The organism is Burkholderia sp. YIM B11467, from assembly GCF_052952715.1.
Window position 1 is genome coordinate 1,561,507 of the sequence record NZ_JBQVSQ010000001.1, and the last position, 18,813, is coordinate 1,580,319.

The window sequence follows — 18,813 nt, forward strand, 5'->3', positions numbered from 1 at the left end:
GGGCGCGGTGCGCGCCGGCGTTCAGTGCGTGCCCTTCACGTCCTTCGCATCCTTCGCGAACTGCACGGCGATCGCGCCGAGCACGCAGATTGCCGCGACGTACACGACCGGTGCGAGCGGATTCGATTTCATCATCAGCGACACGATCACCGGCGTGAGGCCGCCGAAGATCGCATACGCGACGTTGTACGAGAACGAGATGCCCGAGAAGCGCACGACGGCCGGGAAGCTCTTGACCATCACGAACGGCACCGCGCCGATCGTGCCGACCATGAAGCCTGCGATCCCGTAGTAGAGCGGCAGCGTCGACGCGTCGGCCGCGACCTGCACGAACAGCAGGTAGTAGCACGCGGCCAGCCCGATGCCGCCGATGCCGAGCACGCGCTTCGCGCCGATCCAGCCTGCGAGCGAACCGGCGGTGATGCAGCCGGCCGTCAGGCACAGCGTCGCGACGCTGTTCGCGAACAGCGTGGTCGCGGGCGTCAGGTGGAATTGCTTCTGCAGCAGCGCGGGCGTCATCAGGATCACGACGACGATCGCGGCCGACAGCATCCACGTGAGCAGCATCGACACGATCACCGCGCGGCCGTGGTCGCGCAGCACGGCCTTCAGCGGAATCTCGGCCGCGAGCGCCTTCTTCGCCTTCATCTCGGCGAACACCGGCGTCTCATGCAGCCAGCGGCGCAGATACACCGAAAACAGCCCGAACAGGCCGCCGAGCAGGAACGGGATGCGCCATGCGAACGCACCGACTTCGGCGGCCGAGTAGCGGCTGTTGATGCCCGCTGCGACGAGCGAGCCGAGCAGGATGCCGGCCGTGAGGCCCGCGGTCAGCGTGCCGCACGCATAGCCGATGTGGCGCGACGGCACATGCTCGGACACGAACACCCACGCGCCCGGCACTTCGCCGCCGACCGCCGCGCCCTGCAGCACGCGGAACAGCAGCAGCAACACCGGCGCGAGGATGCCGATCGAGTCGTAGGTCGGCAGCAGGCCCATCAGCAGCGTCGGCACGGACATCATCAGCACGCTCAGCGTGAACATCCGCTTGCGGCCGAACAGGTCGCCGAAGTGCGCCATGATCACGCCGCCGAGCGGGCGCGCGAGATAGCCGGCCGCGAAGATGCCGAACGTCTGCAACTGGCGCAGCCAGTCGGGAATGTCGTGCGGGAAGAACAGCTGTCCTATCGCCGGCGCGAAGAACACGAAGATGATGAAGTCGTAGAACTCGAGGGCACCGCCGAGTGCGGCAAGGCCAAGGGTTTTATAGTCGCCGCGCGTGAGCGCGCGTTCGGCGGCGCGAGGCACGCCGCTCAATTCGGAAGCTTGCATGGTCAGGACGATCGGTTTTCGAATGTTGTTGTCGGTGCTGCGTCTCCAGGGCCCGCTATCGGCATGGACTGACAAGGCGCGGCTTGCATCGTCGAGGCGTGCCGGGTGCCGGATGGAGCACGAAACACGCACCGCCGCACCGGGATGGGGCGCGGCGGAGACGAAGCGTCAAAGCGGGTGGGAGGATTCTACAGGAGCGCGAAATGCGCGAGCGCGGGGGCGCGCCGAGGAACGCTTCGGACCGTGAAGCTGACGCACGCGCGGCGCGGGCGGCCGGTGAGCCGCTTGCGCGCCGCGCGGGGCAGGGTCTCGTGTACGAGTCGGATCAGTTGCCGGCGATCGTATCGACCGGCTTGAACGCGCCGTGCTCGACCTTGTAGATCGTCACCGGCGCATCCTTCAGGTCGCCCTTCGTGTCGTACGCGATGCTGGGGGCCGACACGCCCTTGATCGACACCTTGCCGAGATACGGCGTATAGACCTTCGGGTCGGTCGAGTTCGCGTCCTTCATCGCGGTGAGCAGCGCGATCGTGCCGTCATACGAGTACGGCGAGTACGTGATCACGTCTTCGTTGAAGCGCGCCTTGTAGCGTGCCGCGTAGCCGGCGAAGCCCGGCATCTTTTCCTTCGGCAGCCCGCCCATGTAGACGATCGCGCCTTCGGCCGCTTCGCCGCCGACCTTCAGGAACGTCGGCGAGCGCGACATCTCGCCCGTCACGAATGCCGACTTCATCCCGAGCTGGCGCATCTTGCGGATCATCGGCGACGATTGCGCGTCGCCGCCGCCGTAGAAGATCGCGTCCGGATTGACGCCCTTCAGGTTGGTCAGGATCGCGGAGAAGTCGAGCGCCTTGTCGTTCGTGAAGTCGCGCTTGACGATCGTGCCGCCCGCTGCCTCGACAGCCTTCGCGAATTCGTCGGCGATGCCCTGGCCGTAGGCCGTGCGGTCGTCGATGATCGCGATGCGCTTGAAGCGCAGCGTCTTCACCGCGTACGTGCCGACGATGCGGCCCGCTTGCGCGTCGCTCGTCAGCAGCCGGTAGGTCGTCTTGTAGCCGCGCGCCGTGTATTGCGGCGACGTCGCCATCGAGATCTGCGGCAGCCCCGCGCGATCGTACAGGTCGGACGCCGGAATGCTGGTGCCCGAGTTGAAGTGGCCGATGACCCCGCGGACGTTGTCGTCGATCAGTCGCTGCGCGACGGTCGTGCCCGTGCGCGGGTCGGCCTGGTCGTCCTGCGAGTCGAGCTGGAACGTGACGGGCTTGCCGCCGATCGTCGGACGCGTCGCGTTGAAGTCGGCGATCGCGAGTTGCACGCCCTTCTGCATGTCCGTGCCGTAGTTCGATTGCGGGCCGGTCAGCGGTGCGGCGAAACCGATCTTGACGACGTCGGCGGCGATGGCGTGCGCGCCCGACAGTGCGCAGGCAGCGGCCAGCGCGACGTGCGATACCTTCAGCTTCACTTTCACTTCCCCTTGATGGCGTGGTTGGGCCGCCGCCGGCTTGCGGGCCGGCGCCGGTAAACCGGGCGAGACGGTTCGGTCGGCAGGCCGATGCAAAGGCCGTGCGTGCTCGCCGCGTGCAGCCTGGGCTGTGCCGGAATCGGCGTGCGCGCTGGCTGGTGCGGCCGGCCGTGCGCGCCGATTGCGGCAGCGGCGTGATGTCGTCTCGTCACCGTGAAGCGAAGTCTAGATAGCGAAAATACGCGCGTCTTGCGCGTTCGGTGCGCAGCCGGCGACGATATCGGCATATCGTCGATAACCCTGATATATGCCGAAATCGTCACGCCGAATGCGCAAACGCGCCAAGACGCAGTACGTCGGCATTTTTAGGATGACGGATTCGGGTGCGCGTTGCAGTCGCGTCGGCGCGGTACGCCGGCAGCGGCGGAAACGGAATCACTGCCGGCCGCGCACGCGCATCGAAGTGGTTGCGCACACAACGTATTTCACTGGCCGATGCCGGCCGATCGGCAAACGCGATGCGGCCGGCCGCCGCACGCTTGCCTGCCCCGCGATCGGCGCGACGCGATTGACGGGGCGCTCCTATAATCGACGCCATCTGCCACTCGCTACGCGGTTGCCGGGATGACGACCTTGCTTGCCGTACCGCCCATGAGCCTGTCCGACACGTTGCGCTACCAGCCCGACAACGCCGATCTCGGCGCGATGCTCGCGCACTTCCGCCTGCTCGAACCGGTGTTCGATGCGCTGCCCGACGTCGCGTTCTTCGTGAAGGATGCGAACGGCCGCTACGCGCTCGTCAATCGCACGCTGGCGATGCGCTGCGGCTACAAGGACAAGCGCGACCTGCTCGGCAAGACGACCGACGAAGTGTTTCCGCGCCGTTTCGGCCGCAGCTATTTCGAGCAGGACATGGCGACGATCAACGCGGGCCAGCAACTGATGGACCAGCTCGAGCTGCACCTGTATCCGGGGCGCCTGCCGGGCTGGTGCCTGACCTGCAAGGAGCCGCTGCGCGACGCCGCGGGCAAGGTGGTCGGCCTCGCGGGCATCTCGCGCGACCTGAAGGCGCACGAGGGATCGCACCCGGCGTACAGCCGGCTCGCCGACGTGGTCCAGCACATCCAGGATCACTACGTGCAGCCGCTGAACCTGAAGCAGCTCGCGCAGATGGCCGGGATGTCGGTCGCGCAGCTCGAACGCTACTTCCACAAGGTGTTTCACCTGACGCCGCGCCAGGTGCTGCTGAAGACGCGGCTCGATGCGGCCACCGCGTTGCTGATCACGCACGACAAGGTGACCGACGTCGCGGCGCTATGCGGTTATACGGATCACAGCGCGTTCACGCGCCAGTTCAAGGCGACGGTCGGCGTGACGCCGACGGAATACCGGTTGATGCTGCAGGAGCGGGCGGGGTGAGATGCCGGCCGGCGAAGCCGACGCGGCGCATGAACGGGGTGGGGCGTAAAACGGCGGGAAAGTGGTGGAACAGCTTGGAACAGCGGCGGCTCAGCGGTAGCCGAGCCCTTTCAGGACGGCCGTGCCGTTTTCGGTCAAGCGGAAGCTCGGTGCCGTATCGGGGTCGAGCTTGACCATCTCGATGAGGCCGGCTTCCTGCAGCGCCGGCAGTTCGGGTTTGGCGTTCGCGCCGATCGGTGCGTGCAGCAGGACCAGCAGCGTCGCGATTTCATGATGACTGAGCAGGCGGCGCAGCATTGTCTTCTTTACAGGGGGCGCGGCCTGGCGGCCCGCGGGTGCTTCTACGGCGCTCATCGCTTTCCTCCTTTTCGAGATAACCATCGGGTACTGGTTGCGGATGGTGCCCACGAAGACTTAAGCGATTCTTAAAACCGTGGCCGGCGACGGGATGCTGCGCTGCGGTACGGGTTACCGTATGTAACGTCATACGGAGCGCGGCTTCCGGCCCGGTCGCGGGCAGCCGCGTGGGCTGGTTCGCAGTCGCTCGATTCACCACGATGGTGCGCGCCGGATGCGGCCCTTTGAGCCGGCCGCGAGCCTCGAACTTCGGGCCGCCATGTGATCCAGCCCCAAACCTCCCGCTTCGCATCCTTCCCTTATTTCCTGCGCTGCGCCTGCGCGGCGAGCCGCACGGCCGCGTTCGTCGCGCCGTAGCCGTCGTATCCACCGCGCCGCTCGACGATCTCGAGCGAGAAGCGGTTGTCGACCAGTTCCGTATACGCGTGCAGGAATTCGCCGCCGTGCTCGTCGCGGTCATAGAGCAGGTGATGCGCGCTCAGCGTGTCGATCAGTTCGTCCGGCAGCGCGTAGCGCGCGGCGAGATCGTCGTAGTAGTTGGCCGGAATGCGCAGGAACGGCACGCCGTCGGCCGCGAACGCGGCGATCGTCTTCACGATGTCGTCGGTGCGGAACGCGACGTGGTTCAACCCCGTGCCGTGGTAGCGGTCGAGCGATTCGGCGACGGCCGTGTGACGGTCGACCGACGCGTTCAGCGCGATCCGCACCGAACCGTCGGCGCTGCGCACCGCGCGGCTGCGCATCAGCCCGTACGGGTCGGGTACGAGCCAGCTGCGCTCGGCCTCGAAGCCGAATGCCGTCTTGAAGAACAGGATCCACGTGTCGAGCGCGTCGGCCGGCAGCGCGAGGCACACATGGTCGATGCCCGTCAGCGGGCCGACTTCGCTCGGACCGTCGATGTCGGTCAGCACGAAGTCCGATTCATACAGCGTCGGCGCGTTCGGCGTTTCGTCGACGAAATACTCGAGGCTGCCGTCCGGCGCCTGCACGCCGGGCAACACGCGCTCGTTCGGCCCGACGCGCCCGGAGAACGGCACGTAGCCGAAGCCGGCCGCGCGTTCGAACGCCACTTTCGCGTCGTCGACGCGGAACGCCGACGCGCACAGCGACAGCCCGTGCTGCTGGAAGAACGCATCGGCGAACGAGTCGCGCTCCGCGTTCAGCACGATCGACGCCGCGCCGTGCTGGAACAGCGTCACGTCTTTCGAGCGATGCCGGCCGGCGAGCCGGAAGCGCATCCTGCCGAGCCATTCGCCGACGGTCGCCGCCGCGTGGGCGTCGACCGCGAATTCGATGAACTGGAACCCGACGTGCGCGGGCGGCGCCGGCGGCGCGAAGAGCGGCTGGCCGGCGGCCGGCGCACGGCCGTCCTGCGCGAGCCGCTCGCGCGTCAGGTCTTCCAGGTAGAGCAGCGAGCGATGACCGTCGGCGGCGGTGATCGCGGTCGGCGCCGCGCGGAAGCCGTCGTTGAAGATCTCGAGCGACAGCGGCCCCGTGTAGCCCGACTCGATCACGCGCGCGGTGAAGCGCGCGAGGTCGAAGTCGCCCTGGCCCGGGAACGAGCGGTAGTGGCGGCTCCATTCCAGCACGTCCATCGCGAGCTTCGGCGCGTCGGCGATCTGCACGAACGCGATCCGGTCGCCGGGAATGTCGGCGATCGCGTCCGGCGAATCGTCGAGCGACAGCGTGTGGAAGCTGTCGAGCGCAAGGCCGAGATGCGGGCTGTTCACGGCATTCACGAGCTTCCATGCATGGCCGTACCGGTTCACGACGCGGCCCCACGCGAGCGCTTCGTACGCGGCGACCACGCCGGCCTGCCGGGCGGCTTCCGCGAGCGCGCCGAGCTGGTCGACCAGCAGCCCGTCGTCCGCGATCGTGTCGGCCGACACGTTGCTGCAGACGAGGATGCGGTCGGTGCCGAGCGCGTGCATCACGTCGAACTTGCGCTTGATGCGATCGAGGTTGCGTGCGAGCTGGGCCGCGCTCACGCCCTCGAAGTCGCGAAACGGCTGGAACAGCACGATGTCGAGACCGAGATCGGCGGCCATGCGCCGGACGTCGGCCGGCGATCCGTCGAAGTAGACGAGGTCGTTTTCGAAGATTTCGACGCCGTCGAAACCCGCGGCCTGGATGGCGGTGAGTTTCTCGGCGAGCGTGCCGGACAGTGACACGGTGGCGATCGAGCGCTTCATGGGGCGAATCCTGCGGATGAGCGGGGCATGGCGTCGGTCGAACCGGCCCTGAATGAACCAGTCGTTGAGTTCCGGGCGCGCGCCATATCCCGAATTTACTAGGTAAGTGAGGCGGATTATACAAACTAACTAGGTGGTACAAATTAGCGAAAACCCGAAAAGACATTGCGCTTGCGCAAGCGCACACTAGCGCCAAATCTTGACGTCAGGGGGCGAAGTCGACTAGCGATTCGCCCCCGTTTTAGGAGCAGAAACACCATGAACAAGCACAAGGTGCTGGTGCTGAACGGCCCGAACCTGAATCTGCTGGGCACGCGCGAGCCGCATATCTACGGCGCGGAAACGCTCGCCGACGTCGAGCAGCGCTGCCGCACGGCCGCCGAAGGGCTCGGGCTGGAGATCGATTTCCGCCAGTCGAACGCCGAGCACCAGCTGATCGACTGGCTGCATGCCGCGCGTCACGACACGCACGGCATCGTGATCAACCCGGCCGCCTATACGCATACGTCGGTGGCGCTGGCCGATGCGCTGTCCGCGATCGCGAAGCCGGTGATCGAAGTGCATATCTCGAACGTGCATCGCCGCGAGGCGTTTCGCCACCATTCCTATGTGTCGGCGGTCGCCGAAGCCGTGATCTGCGGCTGCGGCACCGAAGGCTACGTGTTCGCGCTGCAGCGTCTGTCGACCCTGTTTGCGCAGGGAGCCGCGCGATGAGCCGCCCGTCGTTTCTGATCGGCCTGATCGGCCAGGGCATCGGCGGTTCGCTGTCGCCCGCGATGCACGAGGAGGAAGGATTCCGCCAGGGGTTCGGTTATGTCTACCGGCGCCTCGATCTCGACGCGCTCGGCGTGACCGTCGACGCGCTGCCGCAGTTGCTCGATGCCGCGCAGCGGATGGGCTACTCCGGGCTCAACATCACGCACCCGTGCAAGCAGCGCGTGATCGAACACCTCGACGAACTGTCGGACGATGCGCGCGCGCTCGGTGCGGTGAACACCGTGCTGTTCAAGGACGGCAAGCGGATCGGCCACAACACCGACTGGTCGGGTTTCGCGAAATCGTTCCGCCGCGGCCTGCCCGGCGCGTCGCTCGAGCGTGTCGTCCAGCTTGGCGCGGGTGGCGCGGGCGCCGCCGTGGCCCATGCGGCGCTGCAGATGGGCGCGGCCGAACTGACGATTTTCGATGTCGACGGCACGCGTGCCACCGCGCTCGCGGCCGAACTCCAGCAGCGTTTCCCCGCGGCACGGGTCGTGCAGGGCGACGATCTCGCGGCCGCGATGCAGGCCGCGACGGGCCTGATCCACGCGACGCCGACCGGCATGGTCAAGCACCCGGGCCTGCCGCTGCCGGCCGAACTGCTCCACGCGGGCATGTGGGTGGCCGACATCGTGTATTTCCCGCTCGAAACCGAACTGATCCACGCCGCGCGCGCGGCCGGCTGCGCCACGTTGCCGGGCGGCGGGATGGCGGTGTACCAGGCCGTCGACGCGTTCGAGATCTTCACCGGACGCACGCCCGACGCCGAGCGGATGTTCGATCACTTTCAGTCGCTCGTCGCGCGCTGATCCCATTCCATAAAGAGAGACCAGGAGACGACCATGCAGCACACCACCCACACGAGCGCCGCGTCGGCGCCCGCCGCCGGCACGGTCCGGCGCACTTCGGCGCGCTACAAGATTCTCGCGCTGCTCGCGATCGGCACGATGATCAACTATCTCGACCGCACCGTGCTGGGGGTGGCTGCGCCGCAGCTCACCAAGGAACTCGGCATCAACGCGGCCGTGATGGGCATCATGTTCTCCGCGTTCTCGTGGACGTACGTCGCGATGCAGGTGCCCGGCGGCCTGTTCCTCGACCGCTTCGGCAGCAAGGTCACCTATTACTGGTCGATGACGCTGTGGTCGCTCTGCACGTTCCTGCAGGGCTTCGTGCCGGGCATCGCGACGCTGTTCGCATGCCGGCTCGGCCTCGGCGTGACGGAAGCGCCGTGCTTCCCGACCAACAGCCGCGTCGTCGCGACCTGGTTCCCGCAGAACGAGCGCGCGATGGCGACCGGCACCTATACCGTCGGCGAGTACATCGGCCTCGCGTTCTTCAGCCCCGTGCTGTTCGCGCTGATGGGCGCGTTCGGCTGGCGCTCGCTGTTCTGGGTCGTCGGCGCGATCGGCATCGCGTTCGGCCTGGTCTGGTGGAAGTTCTATCACGAGCCGCGCAACCATCCGGGCGCCAACTCGGAAGAGCTGGCGTATATCGAGGCGGGCGGTGGTCTCGTGCACGGTGCGCGCAAGGACGGCGACAAAGGCGGCAAGGGCGAGCAGAAGAAATTCAGCTGGGCGATGGCCGGCCAGTTGCTGAAGAAGCGCCAGCTCGCGGGCATCTGCCTCGGCCAGTTCGCCGGCAACTCGACGCTCGTGTTCTTCCTGACCTGGTTCCCGACCTACCTCGCGACCGAGCGCCACATGGGCTGGCTGAAGATCGGCTTCTTCGCGGTGATGCCGTTCATCGCCGCGTCGGTCGGCGTGATGTTCGGCGGGATCTTCTCCGACTGGCTGCTGCGCCGCGGCAAGTCCGCGAACCTCGCGCGCAAGCTGCCGATCATCGCGGGCCTGCTGCTCGCATCGACGATCATTCTCGCGAACTACGTGAAGAGCAACGAGGCCGTGATCGCGATCATGTCGGTCGCATTCTTCGCGCAGGGGATGGCCGCGCTCGGCTGGACGCTCGTGTCGGACATCGCGCCGGACGGCCTGCTCGGCGTGACGGGCGGCATCTTCAACTTCGCGGCGAACCTCGCGGGGATCGTCACGCCGCTCGTCGTCGGTTTCATCGTCGCGTCGACCGGGTCGTTCGTCGGCGCGCTCGTGTTCATCGGCGTGATCGCGCTGGTCGGTGCGCTGTCGTACATCTTCGTCGTCGGCGACATCAAGCGGATCGAACTGTAAGCACCGACTCCACGCACATTTCGTGCGTTCGCCCGGCGGCCGGTTGGCCGCCGGGCTTTTTTGTTTGTGCGCCGGCCGGAGTGCCGGTTTGGGTGCGCGTTACGCGCGCTGCACGGCGATGCCGAGCGATTCGACCGCCTGCGCGATCGCCGCCACCGCGCGCCGGATATCGTCGGCATCGATCGCGCCGATGCAGCCGACGCGGAACGTCTCGAGCTGCGTGAGCTTGCCGGGATACAGGATGAAACCCGCGTCGCGCACCGCGTCGTAGAAGCGGCGGAAATCGTAGGCCGGATGGTCGGGCGCGTGGAACGTGACGATCACCGGCGCCTGCACGCTCGCGTCGAGGAACGGCGCGAAGCCGAGCTCGCGCATCGATTCGATCAGCGTCCGGCAGTTGTCCAGATAGCGCGCGCCCCGCGCGGGCTGGCCGCCTTCGGCGAGGTACTGGTCGAGCGCGGCGCGCAGCGCGGCGATCACGTGCGTCGGCGGTGTGAAGCGCCATTGGCCCGTCTTGCGCAGGTACGCGTACTGATCGTGGAGATCGAGCGCGAGCGACGGCGAGTTGCCTTCGCATGCGTCGAGCGCGTCGCGCCGCACGATCGCGAAACCCATCCCCGGCACACCTTCGAGGCATTTGCCGCTCGCCGAGATCAGCGCATCGATGCCGGTGCCCGCCAGCGCGATCGGCAGCGCGCCGAACGAACTCATCGCGTCGACGATCAGCCGCTTGCCGTGGCGCCGGCACGCGGCCGCGATCGCATCCAGCGGGTTCAGGATCCCGGCGCTCGTCTCCAGGTGCACGAGCGCGACGTGCGTGATGCGCGGCTCGCGCGCGAACGCGGCCTCGACCGCTGCCGCGTCGACGGCCGTGTCCTCGCCGAACGGCAACGCGATCGCGTCGATGCCGAGCCGGCCGAGGATCTTCAGGATGCGCGCGCAATACGCGCCGTTGTCGGGCACGAGCACGACGCCGTCGCGCGGCACCAGCGTGCCAAGCGCGGCCTCGACCGAGAACGTGCCGCTGCCCTGCATCGGTACGCACACGTACTCGTCGCCGCCGTGCGCGATGGCGACGAGGTCCGCGCAGACGCTGGCCGTCAAGTGGTTGAAAGCGGCGTCCCACGACCCCCAGTCATGTTGCATTGCGAGGCGGGTTGTGGCGGACGTGGTGAGCGGGCCGGGCGTAAGCAGGATCGGGTCGGACATCATTTTTCTCCAGCGAAAGTCGAACGAAACGCCGGGCGGCATTTCTGAATGACTTGCATGATAGTGGCAAAATGTGTCATTTTTTGGAAATTGTGGCATTCGTCACGGCTTTGTCATCGAACGCTGTGATCCTTCGGTTGCCGCGCGAAACCACGCTCAGCGCGGCAGCGAGGCGGGCCGTTGATCGGCCTGCCCGGAGATAAAAGGACCGGGATCGTGCCCCCGGCCATTTGGTGTTCCGCCTACGGAGAAGTGAGATGACACTGCAGAATTCCTCGCGCGCCGCTGCCGGCGCGTTCCGCAAGCTCGCGCTGGCCGCCTGCGCTGCCGGTCTGCTGCAAGGTGCCGCGATGCCGGCGCATGCGGCAAACGCGGTCGTGCTGTATACGGCGGACGGTCTCGAGAACCTGTACCGCGATGTGCTGCCGGCCTTCGAGAAGAAAGAAGGCGTCAAGGTCAACATCGTGACGGCAGGTAGCGGCGAGGTCGTCAACCGCGCGAACATCGAGAAGAATTCCCCGAAGGCCGACGTGATCGTCACGCTGCCGCCGTTCATTCAGCAAGCCGGCCAGATGGGTCTGCTGCAGCCGTACCAGAGCGTGAACTACAAGAACGTGCCGGCGATCGCGAAGGCCGAGGACGGCACGTGGGCGACGTTCGTGAACAACTACTTCTCGTTCGCGATCAACCCGGACGTCGTGAAGAGCCAACCGAAGACGTTCGGCGACCTGCTGTCGCCGGCCTACGCCGGCAAGGTCGCGTACTCGAACCCGGCGACCGCCGGCGACGGGATGGCCGTGCTGATCCTGACGACGTCGCTGATGGGCGAGGACAAGGCGTTCGACTACCTCGCGAAGCTGTCGCAGAGCGTGAAGTTCCACACGAAGGGCACGGGCTACCTGAACGTGCTGCTGTCGCGTAACGAGATCAGCGTCGCGAACGGCGACCTGCAGATGGACCTCGACGACGCCGAACACGGCGCGCTGTCCGTCAAGCCGATCTTCCTGTCCGCGAAGGACGGCGACCAGCCGACCACGTTCCAGCTCCCGTACGGCATCGGCCTGATCAAGAGCGGCCCGAACCAGGACGTCGGCAAGAAGCTGATCGACTACCTGATGTCGACGGACGTGCAGTCGAAGGTGCCGGACATGTTCGGCATCCCGGGCCGCACCGACGTGCCGCTGACGGGCAAGAACGGCGAGGCGGTCAAGAAGGCGATCGCGGGCGTGAAGCTGATCCCGGTCGACTGGACCCAGGTGATGGCGAAGAAGCCGGTGTGGATCGAGCGCTGGAAGAAGGACGTGATCGGCAGCTCGGGCAAGCAGCTCGACGTCGTCAAGCCGAAGTGATCGGCGCACGCCGCCTGTATTAGTGAGCAAGAGGATGAACCCGGTGGAAACCACCCTGACCCATCCCGGCGCATTCGGCGCCGCCGAACCGCACGCGACGCTGCGGTCCGGCGCGCCGGGCGGCGTGCAGATCGAACACCTGAGCGTGCGCTACGGCGCACGCACGGTGCTGGAAGATCTGTCGCTGTCGATCGGCGCCGGCGAATTTCTGACCGTGCTCGGCAAGAGCGGCTGCGGCAAGACCACGCTGCTGCGCTTCATCGCCGGGTTCGTGAAGGCCGACGGCCTGACCGGCACGCTGACCGTTGCCGGACGTGACCTGACCTATGCGCCGCCGCACAAGCGCAATCTCGGTCTGCTGTTCCAGAACTACGCGCTGTTCCCGCACCTGTCGGTGTTCGAGAACGTCGCATTCGGGCTGCGCGCGCGCGGCATGGCGTCGTCGGAAGTGACGCGACGCGTCGCCGACGCGCTGAAGCTCGTGCAGCTCGGCGATGCGGGCCATCACCTGCCCGCGCAACTGTCGGGCGGGATGCAGCAGCGCGTCGCGCTGGCGCGCGCACTCGTGATCGAGCCGGACGTGCTGCTGCTCGACGAGCCGCTGTCGGCGCTCGACGCCAACCTGCGCGCGTCGGTGCGCAGCGAACTGAAGGCGCTGCACGAGCGCCTGCCGAACCTGACCGTCGTCTGCGTGACGCACGACCGCGACGACGCGCTCGTGCTGTCCGACCGTGCGCTGCTGATGCGCGACGGCCACATCGCGCAGCTCGGCACGCCGCAGCAGTTGTACGACGCGCCGCAGGACGGCTACGTCGCACGCTATCTCGGCCCGGCGAACCTGCTGCCGCCGCATGTGATCTTCCCGCTCGGCGATCCGCGTCACGAAGTGCGCGGCAAGGTCGCATGCGTGCGCCCCGAGCGCCTGACCGTGATGCCGCCCGCGGCGGGCGGCCTGCACGGCACGGTGTCGTCCGTCGAATGGCAGGGCGCGGACCTGTCGATCGCGGTCGTGATCGACGCGGCGCCCGACGAACCCGTGCGCGTCACGATGCAACGCGGCCGCGGCGCGGCCCCCGAGCGCGGTGCGCGCGTTTCCCTGCATTACGAGGCAGACGATGTCGTCCTTATCGAGCCCTGAAGCCGGCCTGCCGCCGCACGTGCTCGCGTCGGCCGCCGCGCACGCGGCCGTCGCGCGGCGCCGCAAGCGCATGGGCGACCTGCACCTGGTCGCGCTCGCGATCGTCGTGCTGGGCCCGCTCGTCGTCTATCCGCTGGTGCGGCTCGTGCTGCTGAGCGTGTCGGGCGATCACGGGCTGAGTTTTGACGCGTACCGGACCTTCTTCGGCAACCCCGACACGCGCAACGTGCTGCTGACGACGCTCGGCGTGCTGTTCGCGAGCGCCGGCACTGCATCGGTGCTGGGCGTGCTGCTGGCCGCGCTGCTGTTCTTCAGGCCGTTTCCGGGCGCGTCGCTCGTCACGCGCTTCCTGGAACTGTACGTCGCGTTTCCGTCGTTCCTCGTCGCGTTCACGCTGATCTTCCTGTACGGCTCGCAAGGGTCGATCAGCATCGCGCTGCAGCACCTGTTCCATCTCGAGAATCCGCCGCTCGATTTCCTGTTCGGCATCGGCGGCGTGATTCTCGCGCAGACGGTGTTCTATACGCCGTTCGTCGTGCGGCCGACGCTCGCGTCGTTCGCCACGCTCGACCTGCGCCTGATCGAAGCCGCTCGCAGCCTCGGCGCGCCCGGCTGGATGCTCGCGCGCCGCGTCGTGCTGCCGATCGCATGGCCGGGCATCGCTGCCGGCACCGTGCTGTGTTTCCTGCTGACGCTGAACGAGTTCGGGATTCTGCTCGTGCTCGGCAGCGCGCGGCTCGTGACGCTGCCGGTCGCGATCTACAGCAGCGCGACCGTCGACCTCGATCTGCCGACCGCATCGGCCGGCGCGGTCGTGATGCTGGCACTGTCGCTGGCGCTCTATACGGTTTATCGCCGGGTGAACCGGCGTGCGACGGGAGGGAACGATGTCCGCTGAATTCCGTATCGGGCCGGCCGTGCCGCGCCACCAGATCGGCTGGAGCGACACGCTGCTCAAGCATGCGTCGCGCATCGCGCTCGCGCTGGCCGCGTTCGCGTGTTTCTGGCTGTTCGTGCTGCCCGTCGTCGTCGTCGCGCTGTCGAGCGTGTCGACGCAATGGTCGGGCACGATCTTGCCGGCCGGCTACAGCCTGCGCTGGTTCGAGCGACTCGGGTCGCCGGAATACGACGCGCTGCTGACGAGCCTCGAAATCGGCTTCGGCGTGTCGGCGGTCGGCACGATCCTCGGGCTGTGGCTCGCGCTCGCACTCGAAGGGCGCGACCGGCGCGGCCTCGGCGCGGTCGTCGATGCGCTCGTGATGGTGCCGAACGGCGTGCCGAGCGTCGTGCTCGGGCTCGCGGTGTTGATCGCGTATCACCAGAAGCCGGTCGACCTGTCGAGTTCGGCGGCGATCGTCGTGTTCGTGCAGCTCGCGCTGATTCTGCCGTTCTGCTATCGCTGCGCGGCCGCCGCGCTGCGTCCGGAACTGACCGTGCTGCGCGAAGCCGCGGCCAGCCTCGGTGCGCCGCCCGCGATGGTGCTGCGCCGCGTGCTGCTGCCGCAGCTCGTGCCGGCGCTGCGCGCGAGCCTCGCGCTCGGTTTCGCGCTGTCGCTCGGCGAGCTCGGTGCGACGCTGACGGTTTATCCACCCGGCTTCGCGACCGTGCCGATCGTCGTGATCGGCCAGGTGGAGCGCGGTTATTACCTGCCGGCGTCGGCGCTGTCGCTGCTGATGCTCGGCGCGTCGCTCGCGGCGCTGCTGCTGATCGCCGCGCGTGTGCCGCGCGGCAAGCGGGTGGCATCATGAACGCCGCGTTCGCCATGCGGCTGCCCGGCGAGCAACCCGCACCGGGCAAGGTCTCGACGGATTTCGCGGGGCGGTCGGTCGACGTCAACGGCCGGCGCTACCGGCTGCCGGTCGAGCCGACGGTCGTCGTCTGCGTCGACGGCTGCGAGTACGCGTATCTCGAACGTGCGGTGGAAGCGGGCGTCGCGCCGTTCATCGGCCGGATGATCGCGGAAGGCACGGCGTGGCGCGCCGATTGCGTCGTGCCGACCTTCACCAACCCGAACAACCTGTCGATCGTCTGCGGCGTGCCGCCGTCGGTCCACGGGATCTGCGGCAACTACTTCTGGGACGCGGCCGCTGACGGCGGGCGCGGCGCCGAAGTCATGATGAACGACCCGGCCTATCTGCGGGCCGGCACGCTGCTCGCGGCGGCGTCCGATGCCGGCGCGAAGGTGGCCGTCGTGACGGCGAAGGACAAGCTGCGCCGGCTGCTCGGCTGGCAACTGAACGGCGTCTGCTTTTCCGCCGAGAAGGCTGCGCAGGCGAATCTCGCGGAAAACGGCATCGTCGACGTGCTCGACTGGGTCGGCCTGCCGTCGCCGGACGTCTATAGCGCGGCGTTGTCCGAATTCGTGTTCGCGGCCGGCGTGCGGCTCGCGCAGACACGTCAGGTCGACCTGATGTACCTGTCGACCACCGACTACGTGCAGCACAAGTGCGAGCCCGGCAGTGCCGGCGCGAACGCGTTCTACGCGATGATGGACGGTTACCTCGCGCAGCTCGACGCGCTCGGCTGGGCGATCGGGCTCACGGCCGATCACGGGATGAACGCGAAGCACGACCCCGCGACGGGCCGGCCGAACGTGATCTATCTGCAGGATGCGTTCGACGGGTGGTACGGCGCACAGTCTGCGCGCGTGATCCTGCCGATCACCGATCCGTACGTCGTGCACCACGGCGCGCTCGGCTCGTTTGCGACCCTCTACCTGGCGCCGGGTGTCGACCGGGCCGAAGCGATGTGGCGCGTCGACGGCCTCGACGGCGTCGAGCTCGTGCTCGACAACGCGGAAGCCGCTGCCCGCTTCGAATTGCCGGCCGACCGGATCGGCGATCTCGTCGTGATCGGCCGTCGCGACATGACGCTCGGCACGCGCGAGCGGGAACACGATCTGTCGGGCCTCACGGTGCCGCTGCGTTCGCACGGCGGCGTGTCGGAGCAGGAAGTACCGCTGCTGTTCAATCGCCGTATCGAGCGGGACGATCCTGCGCGTCGCCCGCGCAACTTCGACGTGTTCGATTTCGTGCTGAACCGGATCGCGACATGATGGCTCATCCCCGGCAAGACCACCCCGAGTTTCGCGCCGAGGCGTTGCGCTGGTGCGGCACGCGCGCGACGCGCGAGCGCACCTTCGACATCGACGATCCTTATACGGGCACGCGGGTCGGCACCGCGCCGCTCGCCAGCGTCGACGACGTGCGCGCCGCGTTCGATTACGCGATGGCCTACCGGCCGACGCTCACGCGCTACGAGCGTTCGCAGATCCTCGAGCGCGCGGCCGCGCTGCTGCGCGAGCGCACCGAGGAAGCGTCCGACCTGATCACGCTCGAATCGGGGCTGTCGAAGCAGGATTCCCGCTACGAGATCGGCCGGGTCGCCGACGTGCTGAAGTTCGCGGCGATCGAGGCGTTGCGCGACGATGCGCAGAGTTTCTCGTGCGACCTGACGCCCCACGGCAAGGCGCGGCGCGTGTTTTCGCAGCGGCAGCCGCTCGACGGCGTGATCGTTGCGATCACGCCGTTCAATCATCCGATGAACCAGGTGGCGCACAAGATCGCGCCGGCGATCGCGACCAACAACCGCGTGATCGTGAAGCCGTCGGAGAAGGTGCCGCTGTCGGCGTTCTATCTGGCCGACCTGCTTTACGAGGCCGGGCTGCCGGAGCCGATGCTGCAGGTGCTGACCGGCGATCCGGGCGAGATCGCGGACGAACTCGTCACGCATCCGCATGCGTCGCTGATTACATTTACCGGTGGCGTGGCGATCGGCAAGGCGATTGCCGCGCGGGCCGGCTACCGGCGCATCGTGCTGGAGCTGGGCGGCAACGATCCGCTGATCGTCCTCGAAGACGCCGATCTCGACCGCGCGACGTCACTGGCGGTGCTGGGCTCGTACCGGAATTCGGGCCAGCGCTGCACGGCCGTCAAGCGGATGCTGGTGCAGCGCTCGATCGCGCCCGCATTCACCGAGTTGCTCGTCGAGAAGACCCGCGCGTGGAAGTACGGCGATCCGTTCGATCCCGCGAACGAAATGGGCACCGTGATCGACGAGGCGGCGGCGCGGCTGTTCGAGGCGCGGGTCGGAGAAGCGGTCGCGCAGGGCGCGCGCCTGCTGACCGGCAATGTGCGGCGCGGTGCGCTGTATGCGCCGACCGTGCTCGACAACGTCGATCCGTCGATGACGATCGTGCGCGAGGAGACCTTCGGCCCCGTGTCACCTGTGATGACGTTCGATACGATCGACGACGCGATCCGGATCAGCAACGGGACGGCGTTCGGGCTGTCGTCGGGTGTCTGTACCGATAGCACGGCCGCGGTCGTGCGGTTCGTGAACGAGCTGAACGTCGGCACCGTGAATGTGTGGGAGGTGCCCGGATACCGGATCGAACTGTCGCCGTTCGGCGGGATCAAGGATTCGGGCCTCGGTTACAAGGAAGGCGTTCAGGAGGCGATGAAGAGCTTCACGAACCTGAAGACGTTTTCGCTGCCTTGGGAGTAAACGGATGGCATTGACGGTGGAAGAGATCCACGGGCTGTATCGCGAGCATGGTCATGTGGCCTACAGCGGGGAGCCGGTGACCCAGCTCGAGCATGCGCTGCAGAGCGGGTTGCTGGCGGAAGAGGCGGGAGCCGGCGAAGCGCTGGTCGCGGCGGCGTTCCTGCACGACCTCGGGCATCTGCTGAATCGCCAGGGCGAGACGCCGAGCGCGCGCGGGATCGACGACCTGCATCAGTATTACGTGCTGCCGTTCCTGCGGCCGCTGTTTTCCGACGCGGTGCTGGAACCGATCCGGCTGCACGTCGACGCGAAGCGCTGCCTGTGCCGCACCGACGCCGGCTACTTCGAGAGCCTGTCGCCGGACTCGGTGCGCAGCCTCGCGCTGCAGGGCGGCATCTTCAGTGAAGAGGAAACGGTGGCGTTCCTGCAGCGCCCGTTTGCGGAGGACGCGCTGCGTCTGCGCCGCTGGGACGATACGGCGAAGGAAGAAGGCAAGGCGACGCCGGATCTCGATCACTATATGGAGATCGTCGCGCGCCAGGTGCGCGCGGCCTGACGGTTCGGCCGCTTCTATACAAGGCCCCGCACGCGGCAGCGTGCGGGGCCTTATATTTTTTGCGAAACCCCTTGCGCGAACGGCGTGGGGTGCATAGAATCACGCCTCTTTCGCGCTAACGGAAACGCAGCGCGGACGAGGGAAGCGGTGCGGTTGGGGTGTGGTGGTAACGAACCCTGGCAGCACTCGAAGATGAACCCCGCAGTCGCAACGAAGCAGTTAAAAAGTTGTTGACGAGCTGCGAAACACGGTTCATAATCTCGCTTCTCTGCTGCTGAAAACGCAGCGCTGCTGAGAAACACCAAGTTCCTCGCAGATTGCTCTTTAAAAATTAACAGCCGATAAGTGTGG

At 67.3% G+C, this 18,813-nt stretch carries 17 protein-coding genes; 11 read left to right on the forward strand and 6 right to left on the reverse strand.

The annotated features are described in order from the left end of the window. Positions 1-21: 21 nt before the first annotated feature. Both ACTRWB_RS07140 and ACTRWB_RS07145 read right to left on the reverse strand, forming a co-directional pair. The gene (locus ACTRWB_RS07140) at positions 22-1,332 is read right to left on the reverse strand and encodes an MFS transporter (RefSeq protein WP_129515827.1); all 1,311 of its coding nucleotides are present in this window, start codon (positions 1,330-1,332) and stop codon (positions 22-24) included. A 325-nt stretch (positions 1,333-1,657) separates the two neighbouring features. After that, positions 1,658-2,794: a branched-chain amino acid ABC transporter substrate-binding protein gene (locus tag ACTRWB_RS07145; protein WP_129515826.1), complete on the reverse strand. Its 1,137-nt coding sequence runs from the start codon at positions 2,792-2,794 to the stop codon at positions 1,658-1,660. A 624-nt stretch (positions 2,795-3,418) separates the two neighbouring features. On the opposite strand from ACTRWB_RS07145, the gene ACTRWB_RS07150 reads away from it, so the two are divergent. Then, the gene (locus ACTRWB_RS07150; protein ID WP_129515824.1) at positions 3,419-4,213 is read left to right on the forward strand and encodes an AraC family transcriptional regulator; all 795 of its coding nucleotides are present in this window, start codon (positions 3,419-3,421) and stop codon (positions 4,211-4,213) included. A gap of 90 nt (positions 4,214-4,303) precedes the next feature. On the opposite strand, the gene ACTRWB_RS07155 is transcribed toward ACTRWB_RS07150, so the two are convergent. Together ACTRWB_RS07155 and ACTRWB_RS07160 are read right to left on the reverse strand one after the other, a co-directional pair. Next, entirely contained in the window at positions 4,304-4,567 is a 264-nt protein-coding gene (locus tag ACTRWB_RS07155) for a hypothetical protein (RefSeq protein ID WP_193099741.1), read from the reverse strand. Positions 4,568-4,869: 302 nt separating this feature from the next. Then, positions 4,870-6,762: a bifunctional sugar phosphate isomerase/epimerase/4-hydroxyphenylpyruvate dioxygenase family protein gene (locus ACTRWB_RS07160; protein WP_446901380.1), complete on the reverse strand. Its 1,893-nt coding sequence runs from the start codon at positions 6,760-6,762 to the stop codon at positions 4,870-4,872. Between the two features lie 258 nt (positions 6,763-7,020). On the opposite strand from ACTRWB_RS07160, the gene aroQ reads away from it, so the two are divergent. The 3 genes from aroQ to ACTRWB_RS07175 are packed head-to-tail and all read left to right on the forward strand — an operon-like array spanning position 7,021 to position 9,704. Beyond that, a complete protein-coding gene (gene aroQ, locus ACTRWB_RS07165; RefSeq protein WP_446901381.1) occupies positions 7,021-7,476 on the forward strand; it encodes a type II 3-dehydroquinate dehydratase in 456 nt (151 codons plus the stop codon). After that, on the forward strand, positions 7,473-8,327 hold the full coding sequence (locus tag ACTRWB_RS07170; RefSeq protein ID WP_446901382.1) for a shikimate dehydrogenase: 855 nt from the start codon (positions 7,473-7,475) through the stop codon (positions 8,325-8,327). The genes aroQ and ACTRWB_RS07170 overlap by 4 nt, the downstream gene beginning before the upstream one ends. Positions 8,328-8,360: 33 nt before the next feature. After that, on the forward strand, positions 8,361-9,704 hold the full coding sequence (locus tag ACTRWB_RS07175; RefSeq protein WP_412023722.1) for an MFS transporter: 1,344 nt from the start codon (positions 8,361-8,363) through the stop codon (positions 9,702-9,704). A 99-nt stretch (positions 9,705-9,803) separates the two neighbouring features. Here the strand turns inward: ACTRWB_RS07175 and ACTRWB_RS07180 are convergent, their stop codons facing one another. Then, positions 9,804-10,913: a 2-aminoethylphosphonate--pyruvate transaminase gene (locus ACTRWB_RS07180; RefSeq protein ID WP_446901383.1), complete on the reverse strand. Its 1,110-nt coding sequence runs from the start codon at positions 10,911-10,913 to the stop codon at positions 9,804-9,806. 257 nt (positions 10,914-11,170) lie between these two features. Here ACTRWB_RS07180 and phnS point away from each other — a divergent pair, with 257 nt between their 5' ends. The 7 genes from phnS to ACTRWB_RS07215 are packed head-to-tail and all read left to right on the forward strand — an operon-like array spanning position 11,171 to position 18,462. Continuing rightward, positions 11,171-12,262: a 2-aminoethylphosphonate ABC transporter substrate-binding protein gene (gene phnS, locus ACTRWB_RS07185; protein WP_446901384.1), complete on the forward strand. Its 1,092-nt coding sequence runs from the start codon at positions 11,171-11,173 to the stop codon at positions 12,260-12,262. 34 nt (positions 12,263-12,296) lie between these two features. After that, on the forward strand, positions 12,297-13,400 hold the full coding sequence (gene phnT, locus ACTRWB_RS07190; RefSeq protein WP_129515817.1) for a 2-aminoethylphosphonate ABC transport system ATP-binding subunit PhnT: 1,104 nt from the start codon (positions 12,297-12,299) through the stop codon (positions 13,398-13,400). Next, on the forward strand, positions 13,378-14,298 hold the full coding sequence (gene phnU, locus ACTRWB_RS07195) for a 2-aminoethylphosphonate ABC transporter permease subunit (protein WP_129515816.1): 921 nt from the start codon (positions 13,378-13,380) through the stop codon (positions 14,296-14,298). Before phnT ends, phnU begins: the two co-directional genes overlap by 23 nt. After that, positions 14,288-15,148 (forward strand): 2-aminoethylphosphonate ABC transport system, membrane component PhnV, encoded by an 861-nt coding sequence (gene phnV, locus ACTRWB_RS07200; protein ID WP_419688498.1) that lies wholly within the window; start codon positions 14,288-14,290, stop codon positions 15,146-15,148. Before phnU ends, phnV begins: the two co-directional genes overlap by 11 nt. Then, positions 15,145-16,455 (forward strand): phosphonoacetate hydrolase, encoded by a 1,311-nt coding sequence (gene phnA / locus ACTRWB_RS07205; protein ID WP_446901385.1) that lies wholly within the window; start codon positions 15,145-15,147, stop codon positions 16,453-16,455. Before phnV ends, phnA begins: the two co-directional genes overlap by 4 nt. Continuing rightward, positions 16,452-17,906, forward strand: coding sequence for a phosphonoacetaldehyde dehydrogenase (gene phnY / locus ACTRWB_RS07210; RefSeq protein ID WP_193099749.1), 1,455 nt, complete (start codon positions 16,452-16,454; stop codon positions 17,904-17,906). Before phnA ends, phnY begins: the two co-directional genes overlap by 4 nt. 4 nt (positions 17,907-17,910) lie before the next feature. Further along, positions 17,911-18,462: a phosphonate degradation HD-domain oxygenase gene (locus tag ACTRWB_RS07215; protein ID WP_446901386.1), complete on the forward strand. Its 552-nt coding sequence runs from the start codon at positions 17,911-17,913 to the stop codon at positions 18,460-18,462. A 50-nt stretch (positions 18,463-18,512) separates the two neighbouring features. On the opposite strand, the gene ACTRWB_RS07220 is transcribed toward ACTRWB_RS07215, so the two are convergent. Beyond that, the coding region (locus ACTRWB_RS07220) for a hypothetical protein (protein ID WP_446901387.1) at positions 18,513-18,813 on the reverse strand (301 nt) is incomplete at its 5' end.